The organism is Mycobacteroides chelonae CCUG 47445, assembly GCF_001632805.1.
Taxonomy (GTDB): Bacteria; Actinomycetota; Actinomycetes; order Mycobacteriales; family Mycobacteriaceae; genus Mycobacterium; species Mycobacterium chelonae.
In genome coordinates, this window is the sequence record NZ_CP007220.1 from 4,171,715 (window position 1) to 4,195,663 (window position 23,949).

Consider the following 23,949-nt stretch of genomic DNA (forward strand, 5'->3'; position numbering starts at 1 on the left):
CTCTTCTTCGACAAACAGATCCGAGCGACTAGCGGGGCGTGGTCGTCGGCGTACCGGACAGCGACGGCGCTCCGGACGGGGTCAACGGGGCTGAGGTGGGCGTCCCGGAGAGTGTCGGCGCGCCCGACGGCGTGAGCGGAACGGTGGTCGGGATGGACGAGGTAGACGGCGTGGTGGTGATCGTCCGTTCCTTGGGGTTCGGGGGCAGCGCCGACATCGATTGCCAGGTCGGCCAGTCCACTACCCAGTCCCACAGATCGCCGTCGGCGTACGACAGCTCGATCGAAGTACCGGTCACCTCAACGGGATCGCCATAGATGGCGGTGCGGAAGTACGACTCGGCATCCCCCAGCGACAAGTTGATGCAACCGTTCGTGACATTGGTGCTGCCCTGCTGGCCAACGGTGTTGGGGTTGGCGTGAATGAACTCGCCATTGTTGGAAATCCGGACCGCGAAACGCTCGTGAACGTTGGTGTACCCGGCGGCCGGGTTGGACATCCAGAAATCCTCGTACTTCTCGGTGACGACGTGAATCCCGCTGCGGGTGACGTTACGCGGCAGGTCCGCCTCGCCATAGCTGCACGGCAGGTCCAAGATAGTGCCCGCGTCGGTGGTCACCCGGATGCGGTGACTCGGCGCATCGGCGTAGACAATCTGGCGGCGCCCCACGCTGAAGTCCAGGGACATGTCCTCATTGCCAAATGCCCCGTCCCCCAGGGGAATTCCATAGAGATTGGCCTTAACCGCCACCTTGGTGCCGGCCTTGAAGTACTCACGTGATCGCCAATGCACCCGTGAGCCTTGCTGCTCATCGGGCAGCCAGGCCCAACCACCTTCGGTGGGCGGATCGCACGTGATGCTCAGCGACTTCTCCGCCGCGGCCTTGTCTGCGATGTGTGCGTCGAACTGGATGATCACCGGAGCCGCGATCCCCACCGTCTGCCCATCGGCGAGTTGGAACTGACCGTTGACCTTCGCCGTCGGCACCAAGGTGGTGAACGAGCCGGACACGGCGACGGCCTTACCGTCCAGGCCTACCGCCGAACCCTTCCAGGTGTACGTGACGTCGAACCCCAGGGGCTCGGTGGTCCGGAACCTCGTCTGGTCGCGGCTGAGGGCCCCGGCGACGACCTTGCCGTCGGCGTTGACCAACTTCACGTCCTGGAACCACCCGTTGGCCACGGTCACGCTGACCGGCGCAGTCGGGTTGACCTCCTTGGCCTTGTCATCCGGCAAGAAGGTCAGGACCGCTCCCGGTGACGGGGCATCTTGCGGCGCATTCGGGCCGACGGTCGTGCAGGCCGCAGCAACAGCGGGCACCGTCAGACCCAACATCGTGAGCGCGCGCCGCCGCGTCAACGCATCACGGATATCCGGCCTGGGGTACTTCACGACACCCCACGATACGGGCCGCTGCGGACAGCTTCGCCCAGCCCGACCAGGATCACACGTTGGATCGGGCGGGACATGCGGTTTTGGCCCGCGCCGCGGCTAGTAGACCGGGATATCGAAGATCGCCGCGGGCGCGCCGTACTGCGCACTCCACCCGGCCCAGGCGACATCGCTCGGGCCGACCCGCTTGTCGACGAGCGTCCAGCCCTGCTCGTCGCGATGCAGCAGCGCTACGTATTTCTTGGACTTACCGCCGTTGGCCGCCGCTTCGGCAAAGGGGGTGCCGGTGTAGTCGATGGGGTTGCCGTCGGGTTCCTGCATGGCAGACCACAGAAAGGCCCAGCCGTCGGCAGCCTTGAGGCTGCGCACGTCGAGGCGTACCGGCTTGCCGAGCTGGGCCGTCACGTCCGCGAGCGCCGGCGCCAGGATCGTCGCTGCTTCCGGGGATCCCGGATCCACCGCAATGGCGCCGGGGTCGGCCGCCGCCAGGGGAGCCATCAGCAGACCGGCCCACACCAATAGCACCAGGAATCCGTTTCGCATGGCCGCTCCTTCGTTACGGGACATTCGAACGGTAAACGATTCTGGCCGAGTCAGAACTAAACCTCGAGCACGGCCGTATCTTCCGGAGTCAGTGCCCGGCCGTCCGCCGCACGCAGCTCAAAGCGTTGCACCGGCCGCGATGCCTCGCGATCCACCAGACAGGCACGTGGTTCTCCAGGGGCGAAACAGAACTCGTCGCTCCACTGTCGCAGTGCCACCAAGACGGGGAAAAGCCCGCGGCCCTTATCGGTCAGTTGGTACTCATGGCGCGCCCCGGCCGGAACGACCTCGAGGATGCCGTTGTCCACCAATGTCGCCAGCCGAGACGCCAGGATGTTCTTCGCGAGCCCAAGACTCTTCTGAAACTCACCGAATCTGCGCAAGCCGTCGAACGCGTCACGAACGATCAGCAGCGACCAGCCGTCCCCGACCTCACCCAACGGCCTGGCCAAGGTGCAGCTCGAATCCGCGTGACTGGCGCGTCCCACCATCGAGGCCCTCCTTTGGTTGCAATATGCAACCATTCATGCCACGCTTCAACGGTTGCGAAGTGAAACCAACTCTACCCAGGGGCGCATGTGCTGACCAGACCCGTCATCGTGTTGTTCTCGCTTGCCAGTGGCCTCGCAGTGGCCACTATCTACTTCTCACAACCGCTCCTCGACACCATCGGCGCGCAATTCTCCATGCCCACAGCGCACGTCGGTATCGTGCTGACACTCACCCAGATCGGGTATGCCATCGGCCTGCTGCTGGTCGTACCCCTCGGGGATATCGTCGACCAACGCCGACTCATCATCGGGCAAACCGTCCTGCTGAGCGCATCGCTGTGCGCCACCGCAATATCGCCGAACGCGTGGACATTCCTGGCCAGTGTCACCGCGCTGGGCGCACTCGCCGTGGTGACGCAGGTGATGGTCACCTATACCGCCGTGCATGCCGCCCCGGAACGCCAGGGATGGGCGGTCGGGGTGGTAACCGGCGGGATAATCAGCGGAATTCTCTTGGCACGCACAGTATCCGGCGTGCTATCCGATCTCTTCGGCTGGCGCTCGGTTTATGTGGCAGCCGCCCTCGCTGCGGTCGCCACGGCCGCACTGTTGCAACGCACCCTGCCGCGATCCACGCGCCCACACCACGGGCTGCCCTACCGCCGACTGCTGCTCTCCACCATGCGGCTGCTGCACAGCGAGCCGGTGCTGCGCTCTCGGGCCATCCTCGCGATGCTCATTTTCGCCGCCATCACCGTGCTCTTGACGCCCATGGTGTTACCACTCATCACTGCGCCGTATCACTTGTCGCATAGCGAAGTCGGGTTGTTCGGGCTGGCCGGCGCCGCGGGCGCACTGGGTGCCTTCAAGGCCGGGTCATGGTGCGACAGGGGCTGGGCAAACCGGGTGACAGGCGCGGGCCTGTCATTGATGCTGGCGGCATGGGCATTCGCGGCGACCCTGCGCTGGACGCTGCTCGGGCTCGCCATAGCGGTCGTGATCATCGACTTCGGCCTGCAGTCGGTGCACGTGGCGAACCAAAGCCTCATCTATCGGCTGGAGACCGAACTTCATGGTCGTCTCACCGCCGCCTACATGACGTTCTATTCCATCGGCAGCGCTATCGGCGCCATCACGTCGACCTGGATGTACTCCGCCCACGGATGGTCCGGAGTCTGCCTGCTCGGTGCCATCATCAACGTTGGCGCACTTGCCTATTGGATCGGAAGTTACAGCTTGCAGCCCACCAGCACCGGCTCGGGAACCAGCCTCACCCCGAAGGCATCCAGGACTCCGTCGCGGACGGTCCGGGCCAGCCCCAGCAAGTCAGCGGTGCTCCCACCTCCGCGATGCGTCAGTGCCAGTGCATGTTTCGTCGACACCCGCACCGTCGACCGTTCATCCGGATAGCCCTTCACGAACCCGGCCCGCTCCACCAGCCAACCCGCCGAGAGCTTCACTCCGTCAGGGGCCGGATACTGCGGAAATGCGATATCGGGCCCCAGCCGTTCACGCACGCGTGCCCCAATTTCGTCCAGATCTCCCTCAGCCACAACAGGGTTGGTGAAGAATGACCCGACACTCCAGGTGTCTTGATCGGAGTCGTCGAGCACCATGCCCTTACGGCGACGCAGGCCCAGTACCGCCTCGCGTACCGCTATCGCATCGATGCGCTCCCCCGGCTCTGCCCCGAGCTCCTTGGCCAGCTCCGGGTAACGGATCGGCGAGCTCAGTCCATCGGTGGACAACCCGAATTCGACCTCCAGCACCACGCGCGCATCGGTGCCCTTGAGAATGCTGGTGCGATAGCCGAACCCCAGCTCGCCGGGCTCGTACCAGCGCACCTGGCCGGTCGCCCGGTCCAGCACCCGAACCCTGCGCAGCAGCGAGGCCACCTCGACGCCATAGGCGCCGACATTCTGTACCGGCGTGGCACCGGCGGTTCCCGGGATTCCCGAGAGACATTCCAGTCCCCCCAGACCGGCCTGCAGCGACAGCGCCACCAACTCGTCCCAGTTGGTCCCCGCATCCGCGCGCAGTAGCGGCCCATCCACCTCAACACCAGCCGCGGCGATGTGCACCACGGTCAGGTCCGGAAGATCGTCGGCCAAAACCAGGTTCGAGCCGCCCGCCAGCAGCAGAGTGGGAAGGCCATCGAGCGCGGCGAGTGTGCCGGTCAACTGTGCTGCGCTCTCGCATCGAATGAGCGCGGCGGCCACCGGCCCCAGCCGCAACGTCGTCAGCGAGGCGAGCGGGGCATCCTCGGCGACAACGGCACCAAGATCCTCGATCTGCGCGCGCGTTGCTCGTGCCAACCTCACGGGCCGTAACGGTAGCCTTGCCACCCATGGCCCGCTCATTTGACCTGTCAGTGGAGTACGCGGCAACCGTCGAGCAAGTTCACGCGGCCTTCGCCGACGAGGCCTACTGGAATGAGCGTCTGGCCGGTTCCGGCGCAGATACGGCAACCCTGGATTCCCTGAAATCTGAGAACGGCGCCCTCGAGATCGTCACCACCCAGGTGTTGCGCAGCGACCGGCTGCCCGGCATCGTCTCGCAGTTTCACCGAGGTGACCTGCACATCGTCCGCACCGAGAAGTGGGGTGCCATCGCAGACGGCACATCCGAGGGCACCGTGGTGGGCTCGATCCCGGGTGCACCCGTCACCCTGTCGGGCACCGCGCGGTTACAGCCGGGAGCCAAGGGCTCACGACTTGATCTGAAGGTCGGCGTCGAAGTCAAGATCCCCCTGGTAGGCGGCAAAATCGAGGGCTTCGTCGGCGGAAAGCTCATGGACCTGCTCACTGCCGAACAGCGATTCACCTCCGAATGGATCGCCAGCCACGGCTAACCTGGGTCCGATGTCCAGGCGTTCGGTCTTCACGGTGAATTTTCCGGCTCCGGCCGAGAAGATCTATCAGGACTTTGCCAGCCGGGACTACTGGGAAACCTTGATGTCGGCGTACGGATGGCTCACCCCCGTCTCCGAGATTCACACCCTCACCGTGACCGATCGCGGTATCGACGTGGTGCTCAAGCAGAATCTGCCCCGCATCTATCTGCCACCGATCGCACAGAAGGTGATGCTCACCGACATGGTGATCACCCGGGTGCAGCATTTCGAGCCGTTTGATCAAAACAAGGGATTCTCGCTGGGCAGCTACGGTGCCTCGGTTCCCGCCGGACCGGGCTCCTTCACCGGAGTGTGCAGGCTCTCCGATACCGATCACGGTTCTGAGCTGAGGCTCTCCAGCACGTGCAAGGTGTACATCCCGTTCATCGGGGGCAGGCTCGAAGACTTGATCCTGTACCACGTGAACGACCTGTTCCGGGTGGAAGAAGGTTTCATCACCGACTGGATCTCCAAGCACCACTAGATCGCGATGTGGGTCTCAGTAGTCCGACTCGGCGGCCAGCAGCTCGGCGAGGAACGCATCATCGGCAGGCCTGGCCAGTCGGGAGCGGGCGAAGGCCCGCACCCGTTCGCGTAACCGGCTGGGCTCACCCGCGCCACCGGCGCCCACGCTCACTCGCATCGCCGACCAGTCGGCATTCCAGGCCGGCACCTCTCCGGCGGGCCGCCCCTGGGCGTCGAAGACCGGCAGCACCGCGCAGCCATCGGCATCCAGCACACCGGCCGCATGAAACACGCCGCAGTGCAACGAGACCGGAATACCTTCGGACGATTCCGGGCCGGATATCGCCGCCCGCACCCGGGCAGTCACCGCCGCATCCCCGGTGACGACTGCCCAATCGAGATTCTGCTCGGCCGCATCGAAAATCCCCGGCGGCACGTCCGACCAGGCGATCGTCACGCTGCCGAAGGCGACCGTGCCGGGGGGCCTGGGCTCGTCACCAGAGCCGGCGGCCAACGCATAGTCCTCGCGCCGCGCGGCCCCGATGTCCGGTGAATCCCACTGGAGCCCAATCTCATCGGCCAGTTCGCGACACCGTGCCGCGAGGACATCCACTCGTGGGTCAGGATAAGAACCCAGTGCCGCGCCATGCGGTGCCAACAGCCCAGCGACATCGGCGTCCAAGGTGTCGTCGGTGAAGTAATCCTCGGCCGCCACAGTCAGCACCGCGAGCTCGGCGTCGAGCACCGACCGGTCCAGTACGGCGATGCCGTCACGGCGACTGGCTGGCCACCATCTCCGGAGCCAATGTCCCAAGGCCAACCGCCGCAAGGCATCCGTAGACCCCGGCAGCATCGACACCGACGACAGCTCGATCACCTCGGTGGGATCACGATCGCGCAGAGCCTCGACGACCGCGACATGCCCGGCCTCGCCGAGGACCCTCCACATCCAGTCGGCCCGCTCCGCATCCGTGAAGCTGATCACGGGCGGATCCGAGGGGGCTTCGATCGGCCACGACAACACCGCACCACTGACCTCGAGAACGGCGACCGCCGGAACCGATGCAGGCACAGGACCTGTTGTCCACAAACCTGATTCATTGATCAGTTTCATCCGGCGACCTGCAATTCCAGCATGGCTTTTATCCGCTGCCGGTGGTCCAGGCTCACCGAGCGTGCCACCCCTTCCAGCAGCGACCGGAGATCATCGACGTCACCGCAGGATTCCTGCCAGACATCGCGACCATGCAACCGGGCCCACAACCTGCTCAGGTAGGGCCGTGCGAATGCGGTCAGGTCGTCGATGACCTGGCGCTGTCGGGGGTGGATGGCGTCACCGGCGGCAAGGTAGCGCCGGGCATGCATGACGTAGGCCTCTTTCGCGAGCCGAGCCTGGACGCGTCCGGACAACTCGTAGCGCGTCGCCACCGAATCGCCCAGTGGCCGAAGGTCCGTGGCCACCTCGACGCCGGCCAGCAGGGCGGCCTGCTTATCCTCGCTCAGCAGACCCCATGGGGCGCAGGCTCGGTCGACCTCCTCGGCACACAGCAAGGGAACATCGGGCAGCTCGTCGCGATCCAGCGCCCGGCGCAGCGTGGCCCGTACCCGGTCAACAACGCTGCGATCCATCGGACGGGCGCCCTCGGTTTCTCCGTCGATGACCGGGGGCCGTTGCGGCTCAGCGGAACTCAACCCGATGTCGACAATGGACCACGGCAGGGCGGAAGCGTCGCCATGCGCGCTGGCGCCCAGGTTGTATGGGGTGGCATCGGCAATCAGGGCCGCCCACACCCGCTGGCGCGCCGACATCTCGCCATGACTGTCGGCCGCGCCGAGCACCGTGGTGAGGCCCGTGAAGAACGGTCCCGTGATGCTGTCGTCCGGCCGCACATCGCGCCAGCTCCGGTCCCGCAACCTGGCGAGCCGGGCCACCACATCCGGGTCCTCGACGTGACGGTTGAGTACCTCGATCGCCGTCCGGTCCCGGTCGCGATGCAGGTCGTGCAGAATCTCCGTCACCGTGTGCCGATCCGCAACCTGCGGAACACCTTTGGTGACGGCCAATTCGAAACACACCGGGAAGTACAGCTCTTGAGCGTTGCCTGTCGTGATGCGCTGCCGGCGCCGCTCGGCCTTGAGCATCACGAACCAGTCTGCGGTGGCCCGCAACTGCGGGCCATGCCCCACGATCAAGGCATGCATGGCCGCGGCCACCTCCGCCCCTAGCACCGGCGCGGAAAAGGCCGCATTGCTACGCAACCGCAGGACCAGCGGGTCCAGGATTCGTTTCACGGTCCGGCGCAGCGGCCCGCCATCGTCGGTGCTGAGCACCTCGACGCCGGAGCCGATCGCACGCCAGGCCCGGTCGATGACGGCACGCCGCGGCACCGCCGACTGCACCGCGACGGCGGCCTCGGATGTTGCCGACCCGATGCTCACCGTCACAAGGGTAATCGTTGTCTGCCGACCAAAAGTTGGGTTCGGTAGCAGCCGGGCGGGCCGACGCTATCGACATGAACACAGGACTGTTTCCCACCATTGCCAGAGTCTTCGGTGGATGCGCGGCGTTGCTGTCCGGTCACCGGAACACGTCGGCGCATCCGGACGAAGAGGCCGACGAACGACTCGTCACGATCGAGGAATTCGCCGCCGAATTCGACCACTTGCTGATCCGCAAGCGGCTGTTGACCGGGGCGCAGCGCGCGGTGATCGCCCAGGGCACCCGCTCCCGCGGAGTCGTCACCGGGATGAATGCCACCGGCGCGGGCCGTGAGGTGCAACTGGACCTCATGGTGACGCGGCCGGACGGTGGCCAGTTCCCGGCACGTGAGACGGCGGTGATACCTGCCGCCACGCTGCCGAAGATGGCGCCCGGCAGCATCGTCGACGCGTACTACCGGCCGGGTGACCACAGCATCATCGCGGTCCGGGTGCACGCCGGCTGATTTCAGCGGGCACCGTCCACGGCGAAACTGACCACCGCCGCCCAATGCAGCGGGCTCGCCGCATGGTCGCCGTCGCGCCAGCGCCGCAGCTGAACTCGCTGCCAACGATTCACCGCGCGGCCGGCGTCCTCTTCGCAATGCGCACGGTCCACCTCTGCGACCGTTTCGGCCATGGGATCTGTTGTGTGCGTGGAGAACTGGCTGTAGGCAGCTGCTGTCGGCAGTGACCACAGGGTCGCGGTCACCAACTCCGCCCCACCCAGGATCATCGCGGCGGCAAGCCCCGTCGCCTCATCGAAGCGGTAATCGCTGCCCGACGAACAAGCCAACAGCGCCACTCGCGGCGGAATCGAAAGCCGCGCGGCCATCATGTCGGCTGCGGTCAGCGGGTGCTCCTCGGCCAAATGCAGGGCCGCCCGCTCGGCGTGGCCGACGGCGCCCTCCGCCGCGCTGGCATGACCGACGTACAGCATTCTGGCCGGGTGCTGCGCACACATCTCCGCAAGCCGGTGGCGGTCGATATCGTTCCGGCGGAACAGTTCCACGGGTGCACCGACCGCGGGCAGCACCTGGTAGGCGTCCATCAACTCGCCGAAATGGCGGGTCAGTGCCGCCTCCGGCGAGGGACGGCCCAGCACCGAACCCAACGTTGAATCCGGGCGCTGCCCGGGAACTCGCGGGTCAAGCAGGAGCACCACCGGACCGTTGTGGCGATCGCGCCACCGCGCCGGCTGCCGTGGCGCATGCACGATATTGGGCGGCACCGCCATCAGCACGTCGACCAGCTCCATCAGCCGGAAACCGTCTGCGCCCGGCATAGCTAACTGCCCCCAGGGCACCCGAGACAACCGTGGGCTGGGTGTCACAAACAGCACCGCACGCGGAGATGACACATACTCGGACAACAGCTTCCAGCCGTCGGCGGCCACCAGCTGGGACCCCAACGCGCGGGCCAGGTCGAGTTCGGCATCAGGCCTTGCAAAAGCTCCCGCAGTCAGGGCCCGCTCGATGGCCAGGAGCGCACTCTCGGACTCAGACGGATCCGGGAGCGCCGAAAAGAGCGCCCCACAGGCAATTTCCAGGGTCTGCTGCTCGATGACCCAGGTGACCGTCCGGGACGGATCTCCCACCACGCGCAGGCTCGCGTAGGTGGCGATGCCGAGATCGGCGAATCGCAGAACCAAGGTGTCGGTCACGGCCAGGTCGACCATTCGTCATCGGCGGCGGTGACCTCGCGGCCATACCGCTGCCAGGCCAGTTCCCGATAGCTGCTCATGATCTGATCACCGGCGGGATCCATCCGCATCGGTGGCAGCGGCCCGAGGCGGGTGAGCCCACCATCCGCCTGCACCGGCGCAGCCGCGGCCACCAGCGCCAGATCACCCTCGACGGGAACCGCCGCAGTGGCCGTCGCGGCCCAGGCACCGGCCGCCGAACCTGCCCGCTTCTCACTCAGCTCAGCAGTGAAGGCCCCTCGGGCACTGTGATATTCAATCAACTCGGTGAGCAGAACGGCATTGTCCCATTCCTTCGCCACAGCGAAGGCGCCCGCCAGTAGCGGCGCGGACACACACCTGGCCCAGCGCATCCGCGCGCCCGCATCGGGGATGGCGTAGCGCACCGCGTCGACAGCCAGCGCCGCAGGTACCTTCAGGTCTGCGGCCTGTTGCAGCTTGGACATCGCGCGCCGGTAGCCGGGATCCTCCACATCACCGGACACCGCTCCGGTAGCGGGGTCGAGACCAAGATCGGCAAGCGCGTCGGCGCGCCAGATATTGCCCAGCTGATCGTCGAGCCGGGCATATTGCAGCCAGCTGTGCCGTGGATGCGAGTCCAGCAGTTCCCTGGCCTGCGCCACCTTCTCGACCGCCACGGCGAAGTCACCGCGAAGAATGGAGATCCAGCTGCGCTGCAGCAGGATTCGGTGAATGTGCAGTGGCTTTTCGATCTCGCGCCAATGCCGCTCGGCATGCCCCCAGCATTCGTCGGCCTCGTCCAGCGCTCCCATCCGGAATCTGATCAAGCCGAAATACAGCCAACTACGGGACACATCATGCGCCCGTACATGCTCGGCAATCGCCGGGTATGCCTGGTGAACCAACGTCTGGGTTTCGGCGATATCGCCATCCGCCCACCGCGCCGCGGCACGCTCCAACTGCGCACGGGCAGCGGCCAACTGCCAATCCCGCGCGCTAGCGCGCGCCTCGGCGCGCCGCAGCCACGGCTGCGCCTCATCAAGCCGGCCGGTCTCGACGCAGAACCGGCCATACGACAACGCTCCGTTGACAAACAGATGATCGGACTCGGGGTCACCCGCACCCGCGTATTCCTCGAGCTGGTCGAGGAGTACGGCCCATATCGGCACCGAGTCCGCATACATATCGTCGTCGCACAAACCCCTGGCCATCAAGATTCTGGCGTAGCAGATCAGGCCGCGCTGTTCGAGCGCCAAATCCTCGAAGTCCCCGGGCGTCTCGATCAGAGTGTCCAGGCTCGCCGCGGCACCGTCGTGATCACCGTTGGCCGCCGCCAATCCGGCGGCGAGGAACGCGGCACGCCGGGTGTAGCGACAGATCAGGTGGTCGATCTCTGCCTCGGACATGGTGACCCGCGCGGCCAGATCGGGGCGCCGCCCCGATCGAATTTCCGCGTAGGAGGACAGACACTCACGAATCCGCCGTATACCTTCCGTCACGCCGTCGTAGGCGGTACGCACCAGATAGACCTCGGCAAGCTGGGCCAACACCTCGCATGCCAGATCGTCGCGGCCGGCCTCCTCGGCCTGGGCCAGCAGTGACAACAAGATCTCCTTGGCGGCCTCTTCCTTGGCCGCCAGCGCCAGGTGACGGGCCCGCTCCAGGTCACCGATGATCGTCACCTCCGAATAGTAAAAAGCGGCGGGCGTGCTGTGCACGCCCGCCGCAGTCGAGATGTCAGCCGCAGCTCACCTTGATGGTGAACGGCTTGGTGATCATCCCGGCCATCGGGTTCTTGACGTCGGCACCCGACGCTTCGCCCGTGATGGTGTACGTCTTTCCGTCGACCTTGACATCGGCCGAGCCGACGCTGGCGCCCATCCCGCTGCTCACCGCGAGCGCGGCACCGTCGTACACCAATCCCAGCGACTGCACCTTGGGCGGCGCCTCGTCGGTCATCACCACACCCAGACCCTGCTGGCCGTTGACGGCGCCACTGGCCACGTTGATCTTGCCGCCCTGCTTGACGCATGTCACCGACTTGAGGTCGAGGCCGGCCAGGTCCTTGCCGTCTACCTTGACCTCGGCGTTGCTGCCCGAGCTGACCTGCGATCCACCCGGCTTGTCGGTCGAGCAGCCCACCACCACCGCACCGGCGGCGAGAAGTCCCATGGCACCCACGATCACTCGATTCATCATCTGTCCCTTCATCGTCCGTCGCCCCGATGGCTCCGTCATGGCTCAAGTGAAGGCGGGCCCATCCGCTACCGATCCCAAGAAATCCCGATTACCGCAGGCAGCAGCCGTCCAGGCACCATGGAGACGTGGCACCCTCCCCCACCCCCCGACCTGGGTCCTCGCCCACCCGCCCTGGGTCTTCTCCCACCACCCGCCCACAGGGGGCCATCACCCGTGGCACCACCGGGATCAACCGGCTGCGCCGCAGTGACCGCTGGCTGGTCCATCACCCCGAGGTGCAGGCGGTGCTGGCCGGTGCCGCCGACCCCCTGGTGGTCGATCTGGGATACGGCGCCATGCCCACCACCACCCTGGAGCTGGCCTCACGGCTGCGGACGGTTCGCAAGGATGTCCGGGTGGTGGGGCTGGAGATCGATCCGGCACGGGTGGTTCCCCCGCGTGACGGGGTCCATTTCGGTCTCGGCGGATTCGAGTTGGCAGGCCACACACCGGTTCTGGTGCGTGCTTTCAACGTGTTGCGCCAGTACCCGGAATCGGAGGTGGCGCAGGCCTGGACCACGATGGCGGCGCGGCTGGCTCCCGGCGGGCTCATCATCGAGGGCACCTGCGACGAGCTCGGCCGCCGCTGCGCCTGGCTACTGCTCGACGCGTCCGGACCGCGAACACTCACGCTGGCCTGCGATCCCTTCGATATCGACAAGCCATCCGATCTGGCCGAGCGACTACCGAAAGCCCTTATTCACCAAAACGTTCCGGGCCAGCCCATCCACGATCTACTCGCCGCGGCCGACCGCTGTTGGGCGTCGGCAGCACCGCACGGCGTGTTCGGCCCCCGAGTCCGTTGGCGAATGATGCTGAAATCACTGCGCGACAACGGTTTTCCTGTCGAGCCACAACGCCGACAGGTTCGTGATTGCATCTTGACGACACCGTGGGCAGCCGTCGCGCCACTGGCTGGCCCGTCCAGCTAGGCTGGAATTATGCGGATAGTGTTGGCGCAGATCACCAGCAGCGCCGATCCCACCGAGAACCTGGCCACCGTCGCGGCCAGGGTGCGTGACGCCGCCGAACAGGGCGCCACACTGGTCGTCTTCCCGGAAGCCACCATGTGCCGATTCGGTGTACCCCTGCGCCCCGTCGCGCAGCCAGTGAACGGCCCCTGGGCAGACGGAGTCCGCACGATCGCGCAGGAGGCGGGACTGACCGTCGTCGTCGGGATGTTCACCCCCGCCTCGGACGGACGCGTCCACAACACGCTGCTGGCCACCGGCCCCGGCGTGGACACCCACTACGACAAGATCCATCTCTACGACGCGTTCGGCTTCCGTGAGTCGGCGACCGTCGCGCCCGGGGACAACCCTGTGCTCATCACGGTCGACGGCGTCACCGTCGGACTGACCACGTGCTACGACATCCGCTTCCCCGCCCTCTACACCGACCTGGCACGACGCGGCGCGCAAGTGATCACGGTCAGCGCGTCCTGGGCTGCCGGGACCGGAAAATGGGATCAATGGACGCTGCTGGCACGGGCGCGGGCGGCCGATTCGACATGCTTCATCGCCGCATCCGACCAAGCCCTGCCCGCTCTGGAGGCACCGGCCAGCGGTTCACCGACAGGGATCGGCGGCAGTCTGCTGGCCTCACCCACCGGCGAACTCATCGCACAGGCGGGTCCGGAACCTGAGCTCATCGTCGCGGATTTGAACCTGGACGCGGTTGCCGAGACCCGCAAGATCTTGCCCGTCCTTAACCCGTCCTCAGTCGAATAGGGCACAATCGCGCGGGTGACGACACCGCCTCAGCCGCCGCTCGGACCACCTGGATCGACACCTCCCGAGCCTTCGCCGTGGCAACCGCCGTCCCAGCAGGTTCCGCCCGCGCAGCAGGAGCACGCACCGACCCCGCCGCCGGAGCAGCTGCCAACCCAGCAGAGCCCAGTGGCACCGCCGCCGGTCGAACCGCCATCCGCAGAGGCGCCGCCGCAGCCCGCCGAACCCGAGAAGGGTCGCGACTACAGGTCGCTGGTACTCATCGCGGTCATCGTCGTCGCCGTGTTCGTGGCTGCCGTCCTCGGTATCGAGCTCTACGCACGCCAGCGGACCAGCAGTGAGGTGAACGCCGCCACCTCGTGCCTGGTGCAGGACGGCGCGACCGCGTCGTTCGGCCCGATGCCGCTCGTTGTGCAATACCTCGGCAATCACATCGACAAACTCACGATCAAGACCGCGGGCAACCAGATCGCACAGGCCAAGAAGATGTCCGTCGCCATCACGGTGCGTGATATTTCGCTGAAGAAGACGGCGGACTCGCTCGGCACGATCGGTCGCCTCGACGTGGAAGTGTCCTGGCCGACCGCCGGCATCACCGAGAGCGCCCGTGACCTCGTGCCGGGAATGCTCGGCTCGTTGGTGGGCGATGCGACCACCAACGAATCCACCGGTGAGGTGACGCTGAGCGCTGCCGGAGGGCTGGCCCAGATCACCACCAAGCCGGTCATCAAGGACGGCATGGTGACGCTGCAGTCCGAGAACGTCTCCGCGTTTATCGGGCTGCCGCGCGAGATCATCCAGCCGGCGCTCGACACCTTCTCGAAGGGACTCGTCGGCGGCCAATACCCGATGGGGCTCAAGGCCCAAGAGGTCAAGGTCACCAACGACGGCATCACGGTGAAACTGTCGAGCACCAATCAGCCGATGAAGCCGGTCGAGAACCCCTGCCTGCAGAACCTGTCGTTCTAGTGCAGAAAGCCGTCCAAGACGGCGCGGCTACCCGATAGACCGAGCCGGGTCGCGCCGGCCTGGAGCATGGCCGCGGCATCCTGCGCCGTGCGGATACCGCCACTCGCCTTGACCTCGAGCCGGCCGCCGACCGTCTCGGCCATGATTCGCACGGCCTCCACCGAGGCTCCGCCCGCCGGGTGAAATCCGGTGGAGGTCTTCACGAAATCGGCGCCGGCGGCCTCACTCACCCGGCTTGCCTGGCGGACGGCCTCGGCACCGCCATGTTCCAGCAGGGCCGCGGATTCGATGATGACCTTGAGAGTCGCCGACGGGATCGCACGCCGGACTGCCTCGATATCGGCCTGTACCGCGGCGAAATCGCCTGCGACCGCGGCGCCGACGTCGATCACCATGTCGATCTCCGTTGCACCCGCGGCCACGGCAAGGGCCGCCTCATGCGCCTTGACGGACGAAAGATGTTTTCCCGACGGAAATCCCGCGACCGCCGCAACAATCAGCCCGGGAGCCTCCACCGGCAGCATCGAAGGCGAAACGCATACGGCGAGCACTCCGAGATCGGCGGCCTCGGCGATGAGGGCTCGCACGTTCTCGGGTGTCGCTTCGGGTTTGAGCAGGGTGTGGTCGATGCGTGCGGCCACCTCCCCGCGCGTGGGCCAAACCGCCGGTGTGCCTACCGAATCCGTCATGGGCGTAGCGTCCCATACATGACCTCCCAGCATGAGCGTGCGGTCGTGTTCGCTGCCCTTCACCAGTCCGGGATATTCGTGGTCCCCAACCCGTGGGATGCCGGGTCGGCCCGGATCCTCACCGGTTACGGCTTCCCCGCGCTGGCCACCACCAGTGCCGGGTTGGCCTTCTCCCTCGGACGGCAGGACGGCGCCAACCTGGTCAGCCAGGCCGAGACGCTGGCCAACGCGTCCCACATCGCGGCGGCCACGCATCTGCCGGTTTCGGCAGACCTGGAGAACGGCGGCCCCACCATCGGGGACATCGCTATGACGATCCGCGAAGCGGCGGCCTCGGGGTTGGTCGGCGGGTCCATCGAGGATGCCACCGGGATTCCGGACGCCCCGATCTTCCCGCTCGCCGAGGCGGTGGATCGCATCACGGCGGCAGCGCACACGGTGCGCGATCTGCCCTTTCCGTTCACGCTCACCGCCCGTGCCGAGAACTTTCTGTATGGCCGGGCAGACCTGGCTGACACCATCACACGACTGCAGGCGTACGCCGATGCCGGTGCCGACGTGGTGTACGCACCGGGCCTGCCGGACGCAGATGCGGTCCGCGCGGCATGCGCGGAGGTGGATCGCCCGGTCAATCTGTTGGCCGCGGGATTCGTGCTCAACCATTCGGTTGACGAGATCGCCCAGTGGGGGGTGCGCCGGATCAGCCTCGGGTCCGCGATGGCACGCGCGGCACTCGGGGCGTTTGTCGACGGAGCACGGGAAATCGCCCAGCATGGCACCTTCGGATTTGCGAACCGAGCCATCCCCTATCTGCAAGCCAACGCCCTGTTTCCGTAAACCTCTCGGTGCACGTGCTCAGCCAGATACGCGCCTAGCCCGCGGGAATCAGCCCTACGACACCACTGCACATCTGCCGGAAATTGACGATCCCGAAGATGCTGCCGCCGGGGACCAATTGGCATCCCGCTCGCCCACCGGTCATCGGGCCGCTGCCGCCACCGCCACATTCCGGCCACGCGCCAAGGCCTTGCGATTGCAAAACACTCTCGGCCACGGCAATCTGCTGTTCACGGGAAGCATCGGCGGGATTGCCCACACCACCATGAGATGCCCACGTGGACGGCTTGAATTGCAGGCCACCATAGAAACCATTGCCGGTATTTGCCGACCAGTTTCCGCCGGATTCGCATTCGGCAATCGCGTCCCAATTCACAGAGTCGGCCGACGCGACACTCGCGGTCATGGACAGCGACATCGCAAAAAGCACATTCATGATCAGACATACCGCACGCCTGTCGCGCACCCATCGTGCGCGGTCCATGACGACCTTCATGTCACTGCACCCCGATCCTCTGTCCCCGGAGAGATCACGTGATGCGTGATGTACCACCTGCCACTCCGGTCGTGATCAGATTGTGATCACTGTTGTAATCGTTACTCACGAGGTGTGCGTTACGCAAGCGGAGAATGGTAAGAAAAGTTGCCATTGGGCTGCCTGAGGCTTTAGTGAATTCTTACTTCCACCAATAACACCGAGATAAACCACCGGTCTCGCGTGAATTACACATATGTAATTCACGGACACAATTGATTCACGTCACACTGCAATTTGCCTAGCTTCACGCGGCGCGCCACGAAGCCCCCGCCGGAGCGGCGAATCATGGTGCCGGGAGCCGGCGCAGACAGGACCTAGATCTCAGGTCCGCCGGGGTTGCACTGCGACACCGTCATCAATGCCTCGTCCACCTGCGGCCGCCAGGGTTCCAGGTTCCAGCTCGGCTTGTTCAGAATGAACACCCGTCCATACCAATGGCAGTCGAACTGCATCCGCATACCCGGCGATTGCGCGTCGGGGGCCAGCGCGAGGACCTCGGCCCAGGCGATATCGGCACCATCGGGCGCCTCGTACGTGCGCCCGAGCGGCGTTGGATAGACACGCAGTGTGCGACCCAAAGATGTTGCACCCCAGGACACGTGGTCAATAAGCGCGGGCTCGGCAGCAGCCACGGGTACCACATTCACGGCCAGCAGCACGGCCATCACAACCAGGGCCGCGACCGCACGCATTACCGCGACTTGCCCTGCACCTCAAGCACACGGGGCCGAACATCCACGAAGTACACCCCGGCGCCCACCGCGGCGATCCCAGCGGTCAACAGCTCCAACCCCGGAATCAGGGTGAGCACGGCCGCTCCGGCAAGAATGACTATCCAGGTGGTCTTGGTCTGCTTTTCCGCGGCCACGAACGCATCCGCCGGCTGAATCGCGGCATGAACCAGCGCGACGATCGCCGCGACAAGAGCGACGAGGGAAATCAGCGCGAAGACATGAAAAGTGAAAGCCACCCGATCAGCCTACGTGGCTGATCGGGTGGCTGTCGGAGCTGGAAGTGCCTACTTCTGGGTGATGGTGCGGGTCGCAGCCTTCTTGGCCGGAGCCTTCTTGGCGGGCGCGGCCTTCTTGGCAGCAGCCTTGGCGGGGGCGGCCTTCTTGGCGGGCGCCGCCTTCTTGGCCGGAGCCTTCTTGGCGGGCGCGGCCTTGGTGGCCGGAGCGGACTTGCTCGACAGGTCGATGCCGACCAGCTTGGCGGCACGCTCACCGACAGCGCGGGTCTGGCTGGCCACGGTGCCCAGCGCCTGCTCGGTCAGCTCGGCGTAGTTTCCGACCAGACCCTCAGCGCGAGTCACGTTCTCCTCGATACCGGGGGTGCTGCGGAGACGCTCGATGGCCTCTTCGCCACGCTCGGCGAGGTTGTTGTAGATATCGGTCGCCACCTGCAAGTAGGCCTCGGCGACCTTGCGCAGCTCTTCGGGGGTGAACCGGTCGCGCAGTTCGTTGACGTCGGTGGGCAGCTCGGCCGACAGCTCACGCAGCCGGTCACGGGTCTCGTCCACGCGGGCACCGGCCTCAGAAGCAGCTTCCTCGGCACGCTCGCGCAGCTTGACGACCACATCGGCGACGGCGGCCAGGGCAAGGTCACCAGCGCCGACGGCTACGTAGAACGGGGTTTTCAGGTCGTCGAACGAGGTGTTCTTCTTGGTCATGCCAGATTCCTTTCGGGGATGGGGAAAGTTATTCAGTTGTCGCCAGGGGACTCGGGGTCGGACTGAGCCAGATCCGAATTTGCTTCAGCGTTTTGCTGAACGAAAGAGCTGTAGACGTCCAACAACACCTGCTTCTGCCGCTCGGTGATGAAGGTATCGGCAATGATGGCGTCCCGTACCGGGCTGGCATCACTACGATCCAAAATGCCCGCACGCACGTATAACACCTCCGCCGAAACCCTTAGCGCCTTTGCGATTTGATTGAGCACCTCGGCCGACGGACGGCGCAGTCCGCGTTCGATCTGACTGAGGTACGGGTTACTCACGCCAGCCTTCTCGGCCAGCTGACGCACGGAGACCTGCGCGGCCTCACGCTGTGCGCGGATGAAGCCTCCGATATCGGAAGCGGCGTTGCTCACAGCGGTGGCGAGGTCTGATTCCTGCGACATAAGAACCACGGTAAGCTGCAGTGCTAGCTATTGCAAGCACTTCTGTTAGCAATGTGGGCCAAGTCACTCCCGGACGGGAATAGCCGGGTCAGGGCCTTTTTAGAAGAGCACCTGCGCGACGGTGTAGATCACCAAACCTGCCAGCGAACCCACCACTGTGCCGTTGATACGAATGAACTGCAGGTCACGGCCGACATGCAATTCAATCCGGCGACTGGCCTCCTCGGCATCCCATCGCTCGATCGTCTCGGTGATGACGGCCGTTATCTCCGCGCCGTACTGATCCACCAGATGCCGGGCCGCACGCTCGACCCAACCGTCCACCTTGTCGCGTACGGACTCGTCGTCGCGCAGCGTCTCCCCGATCCGCACCACGGTGTCAGCGATCCGGGTACGTAGCTCGCTGGACGGATCATCCACCGACTCGGTGATCATCTTCTTGGCGGCGGACCAGGCGGTGGCCGCCGCGTTCTGGACTTCGGCGCGTGCCATCAACCGGGCCTTGATCGCCTCGGCCTTGGCGATGGTCAGGTCATCGTGCTGCAGGTCGTCGGCGAAGTCGTACAACAGCCTGTTCACGGATTGGCGCAGGTCGTGGTCGGGATTGCGACGCACCTTATCCGTGAAGTCGACCAGCTCCCGGTAAATGCGGTCACCCACGAAGTGGTCGACGAATTTGGGGGTCCAGCTGGGCGAGTCACGCACCACCACTCGATCAATGGTGTCGCTGGCACCCAATGCCCACTCGAAGGCCCGATCGCACAGCAGCTGGATGACCGGCGCGTGGCGGTCCTCCTTGAGCACCGTCGAGAGCACGCGTCCCACCGGCGGCCCCCATTTGGGTTCGGCGATCCGGCGCACGATCACGCTGTCGATGGTCTGCTGCACATCCTCGTCGCGCAGCATCTGCGCGCCGACCCGAAGCACGGTAGAGGCCTCGGCCGCGACACGCTCGGCATGCGACCGGTCGCTCATCCATTTACCCAGCCGTCCCGCGATCTGCGCATCGCGCACCTTTGCGGTGATGACAGCCGGCGACATGAAGTTTTCCCGGACGAAGTTTCCGAGCCCCTCGCCCAGCTGATCCTTCTTGCGTTTGATGATCGCGGTGTGCGGGATTTTTAGCCCAAGCGGATGCCGGAACAATGCGGTTACAGCAAACCAGTCGGCAAGCGCGCCGACCATACCCGCCTCTGCGGCCGCTCCGACATAACCCACCCAGCCCGGCGCGCCCACCGACTGCCACCAACGGCACGCCAGAAACAACACGGTGGCTCCCACCAGGAATCCCGTGGCCACGGCTTTCATTCGGCGAAGCTGTTTCCGGCGCTGCTCGTCGACGGCCGAATTGCCCATCGCGAAGACACCGCCGGATGCTTTCCGCGTGCGCGGCTGATCGCTGTGCTTGCCTGCCACGCCTCCATCATCCGGTATCGAGCGCGTTACGCATCCCCGAGGGGGCCGTCAAGTAGTATCGGTTACAGATAACTATGGGAATGTGGCGATAACCGTGGCAAGTAAAACGCAGCCTGCGGCTATCAAGACTGATGGTCGCAAGCGCCGCTGGCATAAGCACAAGGTCGAACGACGTACCGAGCTCGTGGACGGCACTCTCGATGCCATCAGGCACCGGGGACGCGATATCAGCATGGATGAGATCGCCTCCGACATCGGTGTCTCCAAGACGGTGCTCTACCGGTACTTCGTGGACAAGAACGATCTGACGACCGCCGTGATGACCCGGTTCGCGCAGACCACGCTCATCCCCAAGATGGCTACGGCACTGACTGCCCGCCTCGACGGCTACGACCTGACCCGGACCGTGATCAAGGTATATGTCGAGACCGTGGCCGCCGAGCCGGAGATCTATCCGTTCGTCATGGCCAACAGCTCCACCAGCCGCAGCAAGGCCATCGCCGACTCCGAGCGCATCATCGCGCGCATGCTCGCCCTATCGCTGCGTCGCCAGATGTCTGAAGCGTCGATGGACACTCATGGTGTGGAGCCGTGGGCGTACATGATCGTGGGCGGCGTCCAATTGGCCACTCACTCGTGGATGTCGCACCCGCGGATGAGCTCCGATGAGCTCATCGACTACCTGACGATGATCTCCTGGAACGCGGTGCTGGGCATCGTGGGTGTAGGGGGATCTCGCGAGACGTTCGTCGACATGCCCCATCCGTCACCGGTCCCTCCCGCGCTACAAACGCGTCAAACCCACCCGGCGTAAGCCGACCTCACTAGGGTCACAGGGCATGACCCTCAAGATCGACACGTCCGCTCTGCGTTACCGGTCCGGCCTGAACTTCGCCGACGTCGATACCCGTTCCACACCGGGGTTCGACGGCGCGCGAGAGGACGGCGAGGCGCTGCAGGCGGAACTGTCCGAACGCCTGGGGCTGCTGCAAGAGATGCTGTACGCCAACGGGCGCAGCGGAGACCATCGGTCGGTGCTGCTGGTCCTGCAGGGCATGGACACCTCCGGCAAGGGGGGCATCGTCAAACATGTTGTCGGGCAAGTTGATCCACAGGGAATTGAACATGCGAGCTTCGGGGTGCCCACCGAGGAAGAGCGTAAGCACCACTACCTGTGGCGGATTCGCAACGCACTGCCCGCGGGTGGGCAGCTTGGTGTCTTCGACCGTTCGCACTATGAAGACGTCCTGGTGGTGCGGGTCCACGACCTGGTGCCTCCGACGGTCTGGGGCGCCCGCTACGACGAGATCAACGCCTTCGAGAAGGAACTGACGGAGGCCGGCACGACGATCCTCAAGGTCGCACTGGTCGTATCGCTCGACGAACAGAAGAAACGCCTAGCCGAGCGCCTGGACCGTCCGGACAAGTACTGGAAGTTCAATCCCAACGACATCGACGAACGCGCGTTCTGGCCCGCCTACCAGGAGGCCTATCAAGCGGTGCTGGAACAGACCAGCACCGAGTACGCGCCCTGGCACATCATTCCCTGCGACCGCAAGTGGTTCAGCAGGCTCGCGGTGACCGCACTGCTCGACGAAACACTGGATAGCCTCAATCTCTCGTGGCCGCCCGCTGATTTCGACATTGAGGAACAGAAACGCCGCCTCACGCAAGCGTGAGACGGCGTTGCCCTGTTAAGTCTCGCTATTTGACGAGGGTGAACTGACCGACGTTGGTGATACCGCGACGGAAGAAGTCCGCGCAACCGGTCAGGTACCGCATGAAGCGGTCGTAAACCTCTTGAGACTGAATCCTGATGGCTTCCTCGCGGCGCTGTTCAAGATTCTGTGCCCAGATATCCAAGGTCTTCGCATAATGCGGCTGCAGCAAATGCACGCGCTCCAAGTTGAACCCGGAGTCAGCAGCTAGCTTCTCGATGTCCTCAACGGCCGGCAACTGCCCGCCGGGGAAGATCTCCTCGCCGATGAATTTCATGAATTTCAGGTCACTAATGGTGAGCGGAATTCCATTTTCCCGGAAGAATTTCTGGGTGTGCGCCAGAATGGTATGCAGAAGCATTCGACCGTCATTGGGAAGAATGTCATATGCGCGTTCGAAGAAGATCGGGTAGCGCTCCTGCTTGAATGCCTCGAATGCGCCGATCGTCACAATTCGATCGACTTTATCGTTGAATTCTTCCCAACCCTGCATGCGAATCTCGGCGGTACGTCCGGTTTCCGCCGCCACCTTCGCCAGGCGCGTACGGCTGTACTCGCTCTGGTTCTTGCTCAGCGTGATACCGACGACGTTGACGTCGAACTTACGCATGGCGCGCTCTAGGCAGGCACCCCAGCCACAGCCGATGTCCAGCAGCGTCATCCCGGGCTCAAGGTTGAGCTTGCCCAGCGCCAGGTCGAACTTGGCCAGCTGCGCCTCGGCGAGAGTCAGGTCGTCGCGCTCGAAGTACGCACAGGTGTAGCCCATGGTTTCTTCGTCAAGGAAAAGGCCATAAAATTCGTCCGAAATGTCGTATATGGACTGAGATTCCTCGTAGTACGGCTTCAGATCGGACATTTACTACAGCACCTAATTCCCATCACATTTTGGCTACTCTGTACTGGACGGCACCCTAGCACGGTCAACTGTGCCTACCTCTTAGGAACGGCCACCGGCCAGTCCAACTGCCCCAACAGCGCCCTGGCCGCCCCCTCTACCTCTTGAGCATCCTCTGTGACCCCCAGAACGCGCAAGGTCGCGTCCGCCAATGCCTCCGGAGAGATCGAATCACCGTCGGCACGAAGCATGATTACCGACTCGACGAGCCTGAAAGGTAGCCGCTCCACCCCGTCACGGATCATGTCCGCGCGGCCGGCCGCCGCCGCCAGATCCTGATAGTGCGTGCGGAGCTGGTCTCGCTTGCGCCGGAACACCGCGAATCGATCGGCACGCAGATCGGGCAGTAGATAGAGCGCACCCAGGTTCCATCGGCTCGCCGCCAGCTGGGCGGCATCGGCCAACGCCAGTGCGTACAGACGCACGACCGGCGGCTCCGGGCGATCGGCGATCAGCCCCGCGTAGTGCAGGGGCTGGTCGATCGTCATCGCCAGCAGCGCATCGAGGATGTCGTCCTTGGTCTTGAAGTGGTAATACAGCGAGGCCTGCTGCACACCCACCGACTCGGCGATGCGCCGGGTGGTGGTTGCCGCGAACCCATCGGTGGTGAACAACTCGGCCGAGGCATCGAGAATCTCGTCGCGGGTGGTTTTTCCTTCGCGAATAGGACTGATGCGCCGCGGTCGTCCTGACATTGTGCCGACCCTTCCATGTACCGCTCGGCAACGCCCTCATTCCATCGGGTGGTGAGCGTTTCGTCATCGCTGCGACATCTGTGAAACGACAATGTTACACCGCGCCCATGTTCCGAAACGGCGCTGTCACCCATGCGTACCGGGCGCCCGTCAGACTTACTTACCTATCGCATGACAGAT

The 23,949-nt window shown here is 64.9% G+C and carries 27 protein-coding genes and 1 pseudogene; 10 read left to right on the forward strand and 18 right to left on the reverse strand.

The window, feature by feature from the left end; genetic code table 11:
- Positions 1-28: 28 nt before the first annotated feature.
- The 3 genes from BB28_RS20505 to BB28_RS20515 form a co-directional block, all read right to left on the reverse strand.
- Entirely contained in the window at positions 29-1,393 is a 1,365-nt protein-coding gene (locus BB28_RS20505; RefSeq protein WP_046254835.1) for a L,D-transpeptidase, read from the reverse strand.
- A gap of 99 nt (positions 1,394-1,492) precedes the next feature.
- Positions 1,493-1,936 carry a hypothetical protein gene (locus BB28_RS20510; protein WP_046254836.1) on the reverse strand — a complete coding sequence of 148 codons (444 nt, stop codon included), beginning with the start codon at positions 1,934-1,936 and terminating at the stop codon, positions 1,493-1,495.
- 56 nt (positions 1,937-1,992) lie between these two features.
- Positions 1,993-2,427, reverse strand: coding sequence for a winged helix-turn-helix transcriptional regulator (locus BB28_RS20515; protein WP_046254837.1), 435 nt, complete (start codon positions 2,425-2,427; stop codon positions 1,993-1,995).
- Between the two features lie 87 nt (positions 2,428-2,514).
- Here BB28_RS20515 and BB28_RS24755 point away from each other — a divergent pair.
- Positions 2,515-3,749, forward strand: a pseudogene (locus BB28_RS24755) (MFS transporter); the annotation flags it as partial.
- Here the strand turns inward: BB28_RS24755 and BB28_RS20520 are convergent.
- Complete coding sequence (locus tag BB28_RS20520; protein WP_046254838.1) at positions 3,657-4,748, reverse strand: UDP-N-acetylmuramate dehydrogenase; 1,092 nt, start codon at positions 4,746-4,748, stop codon at positions 3,657-3,659. The pseudogene BB28_RS24755 and the gene BB28_RS20520 overlap by 93 nt on opposite strands.
- 26 nt (positions 4,749-4,774) lie before the next feature.
- On the opposite strand from BB28_RS20520, the gene BB28_RS20525 reads away from it, so the two are divergent.
- Both BB28_RS20525 and BB28_RS20530 read left to right on the forward strand, forming a co-directional pair.
- The gene (locus BB28_RS20525; RefSeq protein ID WP_046254839.1) at positions 4,775-5,278 is read left to right on the forward strand and encodes a DUF2505 domain-containing protein; all 504 of its coding nucleotides are present in this window, start codon (positions 4,775-4,777) and stop codon (positions 5,276-5,278) included.
- Between the two features lie 10 nt (positions 5,279-5,288).
- Complete coding sequence (locus BB28_RS20530) at positions 5,289-5,804, forward strand: DUF2505 domain-containing protein (RefSeq protein WP_046254840.1); 516 nt, start codon at positions 5,289-5,291, stop codon at positions 5,802-5,804.
- A 15-nt stretch (positions 5,805-5,819) separates the two neighbouring features.
- On the opposite strand, the gene BB28_RS20535 is transcribed toward BB28_RS20530, so the two are convergent.
- Complete coding sequence (locus BB28_RS20535; RefSeq protein WP_046254841.1) at positions 5,820-6,899, reverse strand: hypothetical protein; 1,080 nt, start codon at positions 6,897-6,899, stop codon at positions 5,820-5,822.
- Positions 6,896-8,224 carry a magnesium transporter CorA family protein gene (locus BB28_RS20540; protein ID WP_046256024.1) on the reverse strand — a complete coding sequence of 443 codons (1,329 nt, stop codon included), beginning with the start codon at positions 8,222-8,224 and terminating at the stop codon, positions 6,896-6,898. Before BB28_RS20540 ends, BB28_RS20535 begins: the two co-directional genes overlap by 4 nt.
- 68 nt (positions 8,225-8,292) lie before the next feature.
- Here BB28_RS20540 and BB28_RS20545 point away from each other — a divergent pair, with 68 nt between their 5' ends.
- Positions 8,293-8,730: a hypothetical protein gene (locus tag BB28_RS20545; RefSeq protein ID WP_046256025.1), complete on the forward strand. Its 438-nt coding sequence runs from the start codon at positions 8,293-8,295 to the stop codon at positions 8,728-8,730.
- Between the two features lie 2 nt (positions 8,731-8,732).
- Here the strand turns inward: BB28_RS20545 and BB28_RS20550 are convergent, their stop codons facing one another.
- From BB28_RS20550 to BB28_RS20560, 3 genes are read right to left on the reverse strand one after another with little or no spacing between them, the layout of a single operon-like run.
- A complete protein-coding gene (locus BB28_RS20550; RefSeq protein WP_046254842.1) occupies positions 8,733-9,941 on the reverse strand; it encodes a CHAT domain-containing protein in 1,209 nt (402 codons plus the stop codon).
- A complete protein-coding gene (locus BB28_RS20555; RefSeq protein WP_046256026.1) occupies positions 9,923-11,608 on the reverse strand; it encodes a hypothetical protein in 1,686 nt (561 codons plus the stop codon). The genes BB28_RS20550 and BB28_RS20555 overlap by 19 nt, the downstream gene beginning before the upstream one ends.
- A gap of 55 nt (positions 11,609-11,663) precedes the next feature.
- Complete coding sequence (locus tag BB28_RS20560; RefSeq protein ID WP_030096411.1) at positions 11,664-12,122, reverse strand: lipoprotein LpqH; 459 nt, start codon at positions 12,120-12,122, stop codon at positions 11,664-11,666.
- A 128-nt stretch (positions 12,123-12,250) separates the two neighbouring features.
- On the opposite strand from BB28_RS20560, the gene BB28_RS20565 reads away from it, so the two are divergent.
- The 3 genes from BB28_RS20565 to BB28_RS20575 are packed head-to-tail and all read left to right on the forward strand — an operon-like array spanning position 12,251 to position 14,863.
- Positions 12,251-13,096, forward strand: coding sequence for a hypothetical protein (locus tag BB28_RS20565; RefSeq protein WP_064393539.1), 846 nt, complete (start codon positions 12,251-12,253; stop codon positions 13,094-13,096).
- A gap of 9 nt (positions 13,097-13,105) precedes the next feature.
- Complete coding sequence (locus tag BB28_RS20570; protein WP_046254843.1) at positions 13,106-13,894, forward strand: carbon-nitrogen hydrolase family protein; 789 nt, start codon at positions 13,106-13,108, stop codon at positions 13,892-13,894.
- 15 nt (positions 13,895-13,909) lie between these two features.
- Positions 13,910-14,863, forward strand: a complete 954-nt coding sequence (locus BB28_RS20575; RefSeq protein WP_046254844.1) for an LmeA family phospholipid-binding protein — start codon at positions 13,910-13,912, stop codon at positions 14,861-14,863.
- On the opposite strand, the gene deoC is transcribed toward BB28_RS20575, so the two are convergent.
- Positions 14,860-15,552, reverse strand: coding sequence for a deoxyribose-phosphate aldolase (gene deoC, locus BB28_RS20580; protein ID WP_046254845.1), 693 nt, complete (start codon positions 15,550-15,552; stop codon positions 14,860-14,862). The two genes, BB28_RS20575 and deoC, sit on opposite strands and share 4 nt — an antisense overlap.
- Positions 15,553-15,570: 18 nt before the next feature.
- On the opposite strand from deoC, the gene BB28_RS20585 reads away from it, so the two are divergent.
- Entirely contained in the window at positions 15,571-16,389 is an 819-nt protein-coding gene (locus BB28_RS20585; RefSeq protein WP_046254846.1) for an isocitrate lyase/PEP mutase family protein, read from the forward strand.
- 34 nt (positions 16,390-16,423) lie between these two features.
- Here the strand turns inward: BB28_RS20585 and BB28_RS20590 are convergent, their stop codons facing one another.
- The 6 genes from BB28_RS20590 to BB28_RS20615 form a co-directional block, all read right to left on the reverse strand.
- On the reverse strand, positions 16,424-16,885 hold the full coding sequence (locus tag BB28_RS20590; protein WP_030096401.1) for a transglycosylase family protein: 462 nt from the start codon (positions 16,883-16,885) through the stop codon (positions 16,424-16,426).
- A 356-nt stretch (positions 16,886-17,241) separates the two neighbouring features.
- On the reverse strand, positions 17,242-17,619 hold the full coding sequence (locus BB28_RS20595; RefSeq protein WP_046254847.1) for a DUF2599 domain-containing protein: 378 nt from the start codon (positions 17,617-17,619) through the stop codon (positions 17,242-17,244).
- Positions 17,619-17,897: a DUF2516 family protein gene (locus BB28_RS20600; protein WP_046254848.1), complete on the reverse strand. Its 279-nt coding sequence runs from the start codon at positions 17,895-17,897 to the stop codon at positions 17,619-17,621. The genes BB28_RS20595 and BB28_RS20600 overlap by 1 nt, the downstream gene beginning before the upstream one ends.
- Positions 17,898-17,945: 48 nt before the next feature.
- A complete protein-coding gene (locus BB28_RS20605; RefSeq protein ID WP_046254849.1) occupies positions 17,946-18,596 on the reverse strand; it encodes a hypothetical protein in 651 nt (216 codons plus the stop codon).
- A gap of 32 nt (positions 18,597-18,628) precedes the next feature.
- Positions 18,629-19,045 (reverse strand): helix-turn-helix domain-containing protein, encoded by a 417-nt coding sequence (locus BB28_RS20610; RefSeq protein ID WP_030096397.1) that lies wholly within the window; start codon positions 19,043-19,045, stop codon positions 18,629-18,631.
- Positions 19,046-19,144: 99 nt separating this feature from the next.
- Positions 19,145-20,479 (reverse strand): DUF445 domain-containing protein, encoded by a 1,335-nt coding sequence (locus BB28_RS20615; protein WP_046254850.1) that lies wholly within the window; start codon positions 20,477-20,479, stop codon positions 19,145-19,147.
- Between the two features lie 76 nt (positions 20,480-20,555).
- On the opposite strand from BB28_RS20615, the gene BB28_RS20620 reads away from it, so the two are divergent.
- The gene (locus tag BB28_RS20620) at positions 20,556-21,275 is read left to right on the forward strand and encodes a TetR/AcrR family transcriptional regulator (protein WP_046254851.1); all 720 of its coding nucleotides are present in this window, start codon (positions 20,556-20,558) and stop codon (positions 21,273-21,275) included.
- Positions 21,276-21,300: 25 nt separating this feature from the next.
- The gene (locus tag BB28_RS20625) at positions 21,301-22,140 is read left to right on the forward strand and encodes a polyphosphate kinase 2 family protein (RefSeq protein WP_046254852.1); all 840 of its coding nucleotides are present in this window, start codon (positions 21,301-21,303) and stop codon (positions 22,138-22,140) included.
- Positions 22,141-22,165: 25 nt separating this feature from the next.
- Here BB28_RS20625 and BB28_RS20630 read toward each other — a convergent pair whose 3' ends face one another.
- Entirely contained in the window at positions 22,166-23,035 is an 870-nt protein-coding gene (locus tag BB28_RS20630; protein WP_046254853.1) for a cyclopropane mycolic acid synthase family methyltransferase, read from the reverse strand.
- A 74-nt stretch (positions 23,036-23,109) separates the two neighbouring features.
- On the reverse strand, positions 23,110-23,769 hold the full coding sequence (locus BB28_RS20635) for a TetR/AcrR family transcriptional regulator (protein WP_046254854.1): 660 nt from the start codon (positions 23,767-23,769) through the stop codon (positions 23,110-23,112).
- Positions 23,770-23,949: the final 180 nt, after the last annotated feature.

Excerpts from the sequence above, each read along its gene's own strand:
- BB28_RS20585 (WP_046254846.1), top strand. The coding sequence starts at position 15,571 with ATGACCTCCCAGCATGAGCGTGCGGTCGTGTTCGCTGCCCTTCACCAG.
- BB28_RS20570 (WP_046254843.1), top strand. The coding sequence starts at position 13,106 with ATGCGGATAGTGTTGGCGCAGATCACCAGCAGCGCCGATCCCACCGAG.
- BB28_RS20515 (WP_046254837.1), bottom strand. The coding sequence starts at position 2,427 with ATGGTGGGACGCGCCAGTCACGCGGATTCGAGCTGCACCTTGGCCAGG.
- BB28_RS20630 (WP_046254853.1), bottom strand. The coding sequence starts at position 23,035 with ATGTCCGATCTGAAGCCGTACTACGAGGAATCTCAGTCCATATACGAC.
- BB28_RS20605 (WP_046254849.1), bottom strand. The coding sequence starts at position 18,596 with ATGACCAAGAAGAACACCTCGTTCGACGACCTGAAAACCCCGTTCTAC.
- BB28_RS20595 (WP_046254847.1), bottom strand. The coding sequence starts at position 17,619 with ATGCGTGCGGTCGCGGCCCTGGTTGTGATGGCCGTGCTGCTGGCCGTG.
- BB28_RS20635 (WP_046254854.1), bottom strand. The coding sequence starts at position 23,769 with ATGTCAGGACGACCGCGGCGCATCAGTCCTATTCGCGAAGGAAAAACC.
- BB28_RS20535 (WP_046254841.1), bottom strand. The coding sequence starts at position 6,899 with ATGAAACTGATCAATGAATCAGGTTTGTGGACAACAGGTCCTGTGCCT.
- BB28_RS20510 (WP_046254836.1), bottom strand. The coding sequence starts at position 1,936 with ATGCGAAACGGATTCCTGGTGCTATTGGTGTGGGCCGGTCTGCTGATG.
- BB28_RS20550 (WP_046254842.1), bottom strand. The coding sequence starts at position 9,941 with ATGGTCGACCTGGCCGTGACCGACACCTTGGTTCTGCGATTCGCCGAT.
- BB28_RS20525 (WP_046254839.1), top strand. The coding sequence starts at position 4,775 with ATGGCCCGCTCATTTGACCTGTCAGTGGAGTACGCGGCAACCGTCGAG.
- BB28_RS20560 (WP_030096411.1), bottom strand. The coding sequence starts at position 12,122 with ATGAATCGAGTGATCGTGGGTGCCATGGGACTTCTCGCCGCCGGTGCG.
- deoC (WP_046254845.1), bottom strand. The coding sequence starts at position 15,552 with ATGACGGATTCGGTAGGCACACCGGCGGTTTGGCCCACGCGCGGGGAG.
- BB28_RS20610 (WP_030096397.1), bottom strand. The coding sequence starts at position 19,045 with ATGTCGCAGGAATCAGACCTCGCCACCGCTGTGAGCAACGCCGCTTCC.
- BB28_RS20590 (WP_030096401.1), bottom strand. The coding sequence starts at position 16,885 with ATGAAGGTCGTCATGGACCGCGCACGATGGGTGCGCGACAGGCGTGCG.
- BB28_RS20530 (WP_046254840.1), top strand. The coding sequence starts at position 5,289 with ATGTCCAGGCGTTCGGTCTTCACGGTGAATTTTCCGGCTCCGGCCGAG.
- BB28_RS20625 (WP_046254852.1), top strand. The coding sequence starts at position 21,301 with ATGACCCTCAAGATCGACACGTCCGCTCTGCGTTACCGGTCCGGCCTG.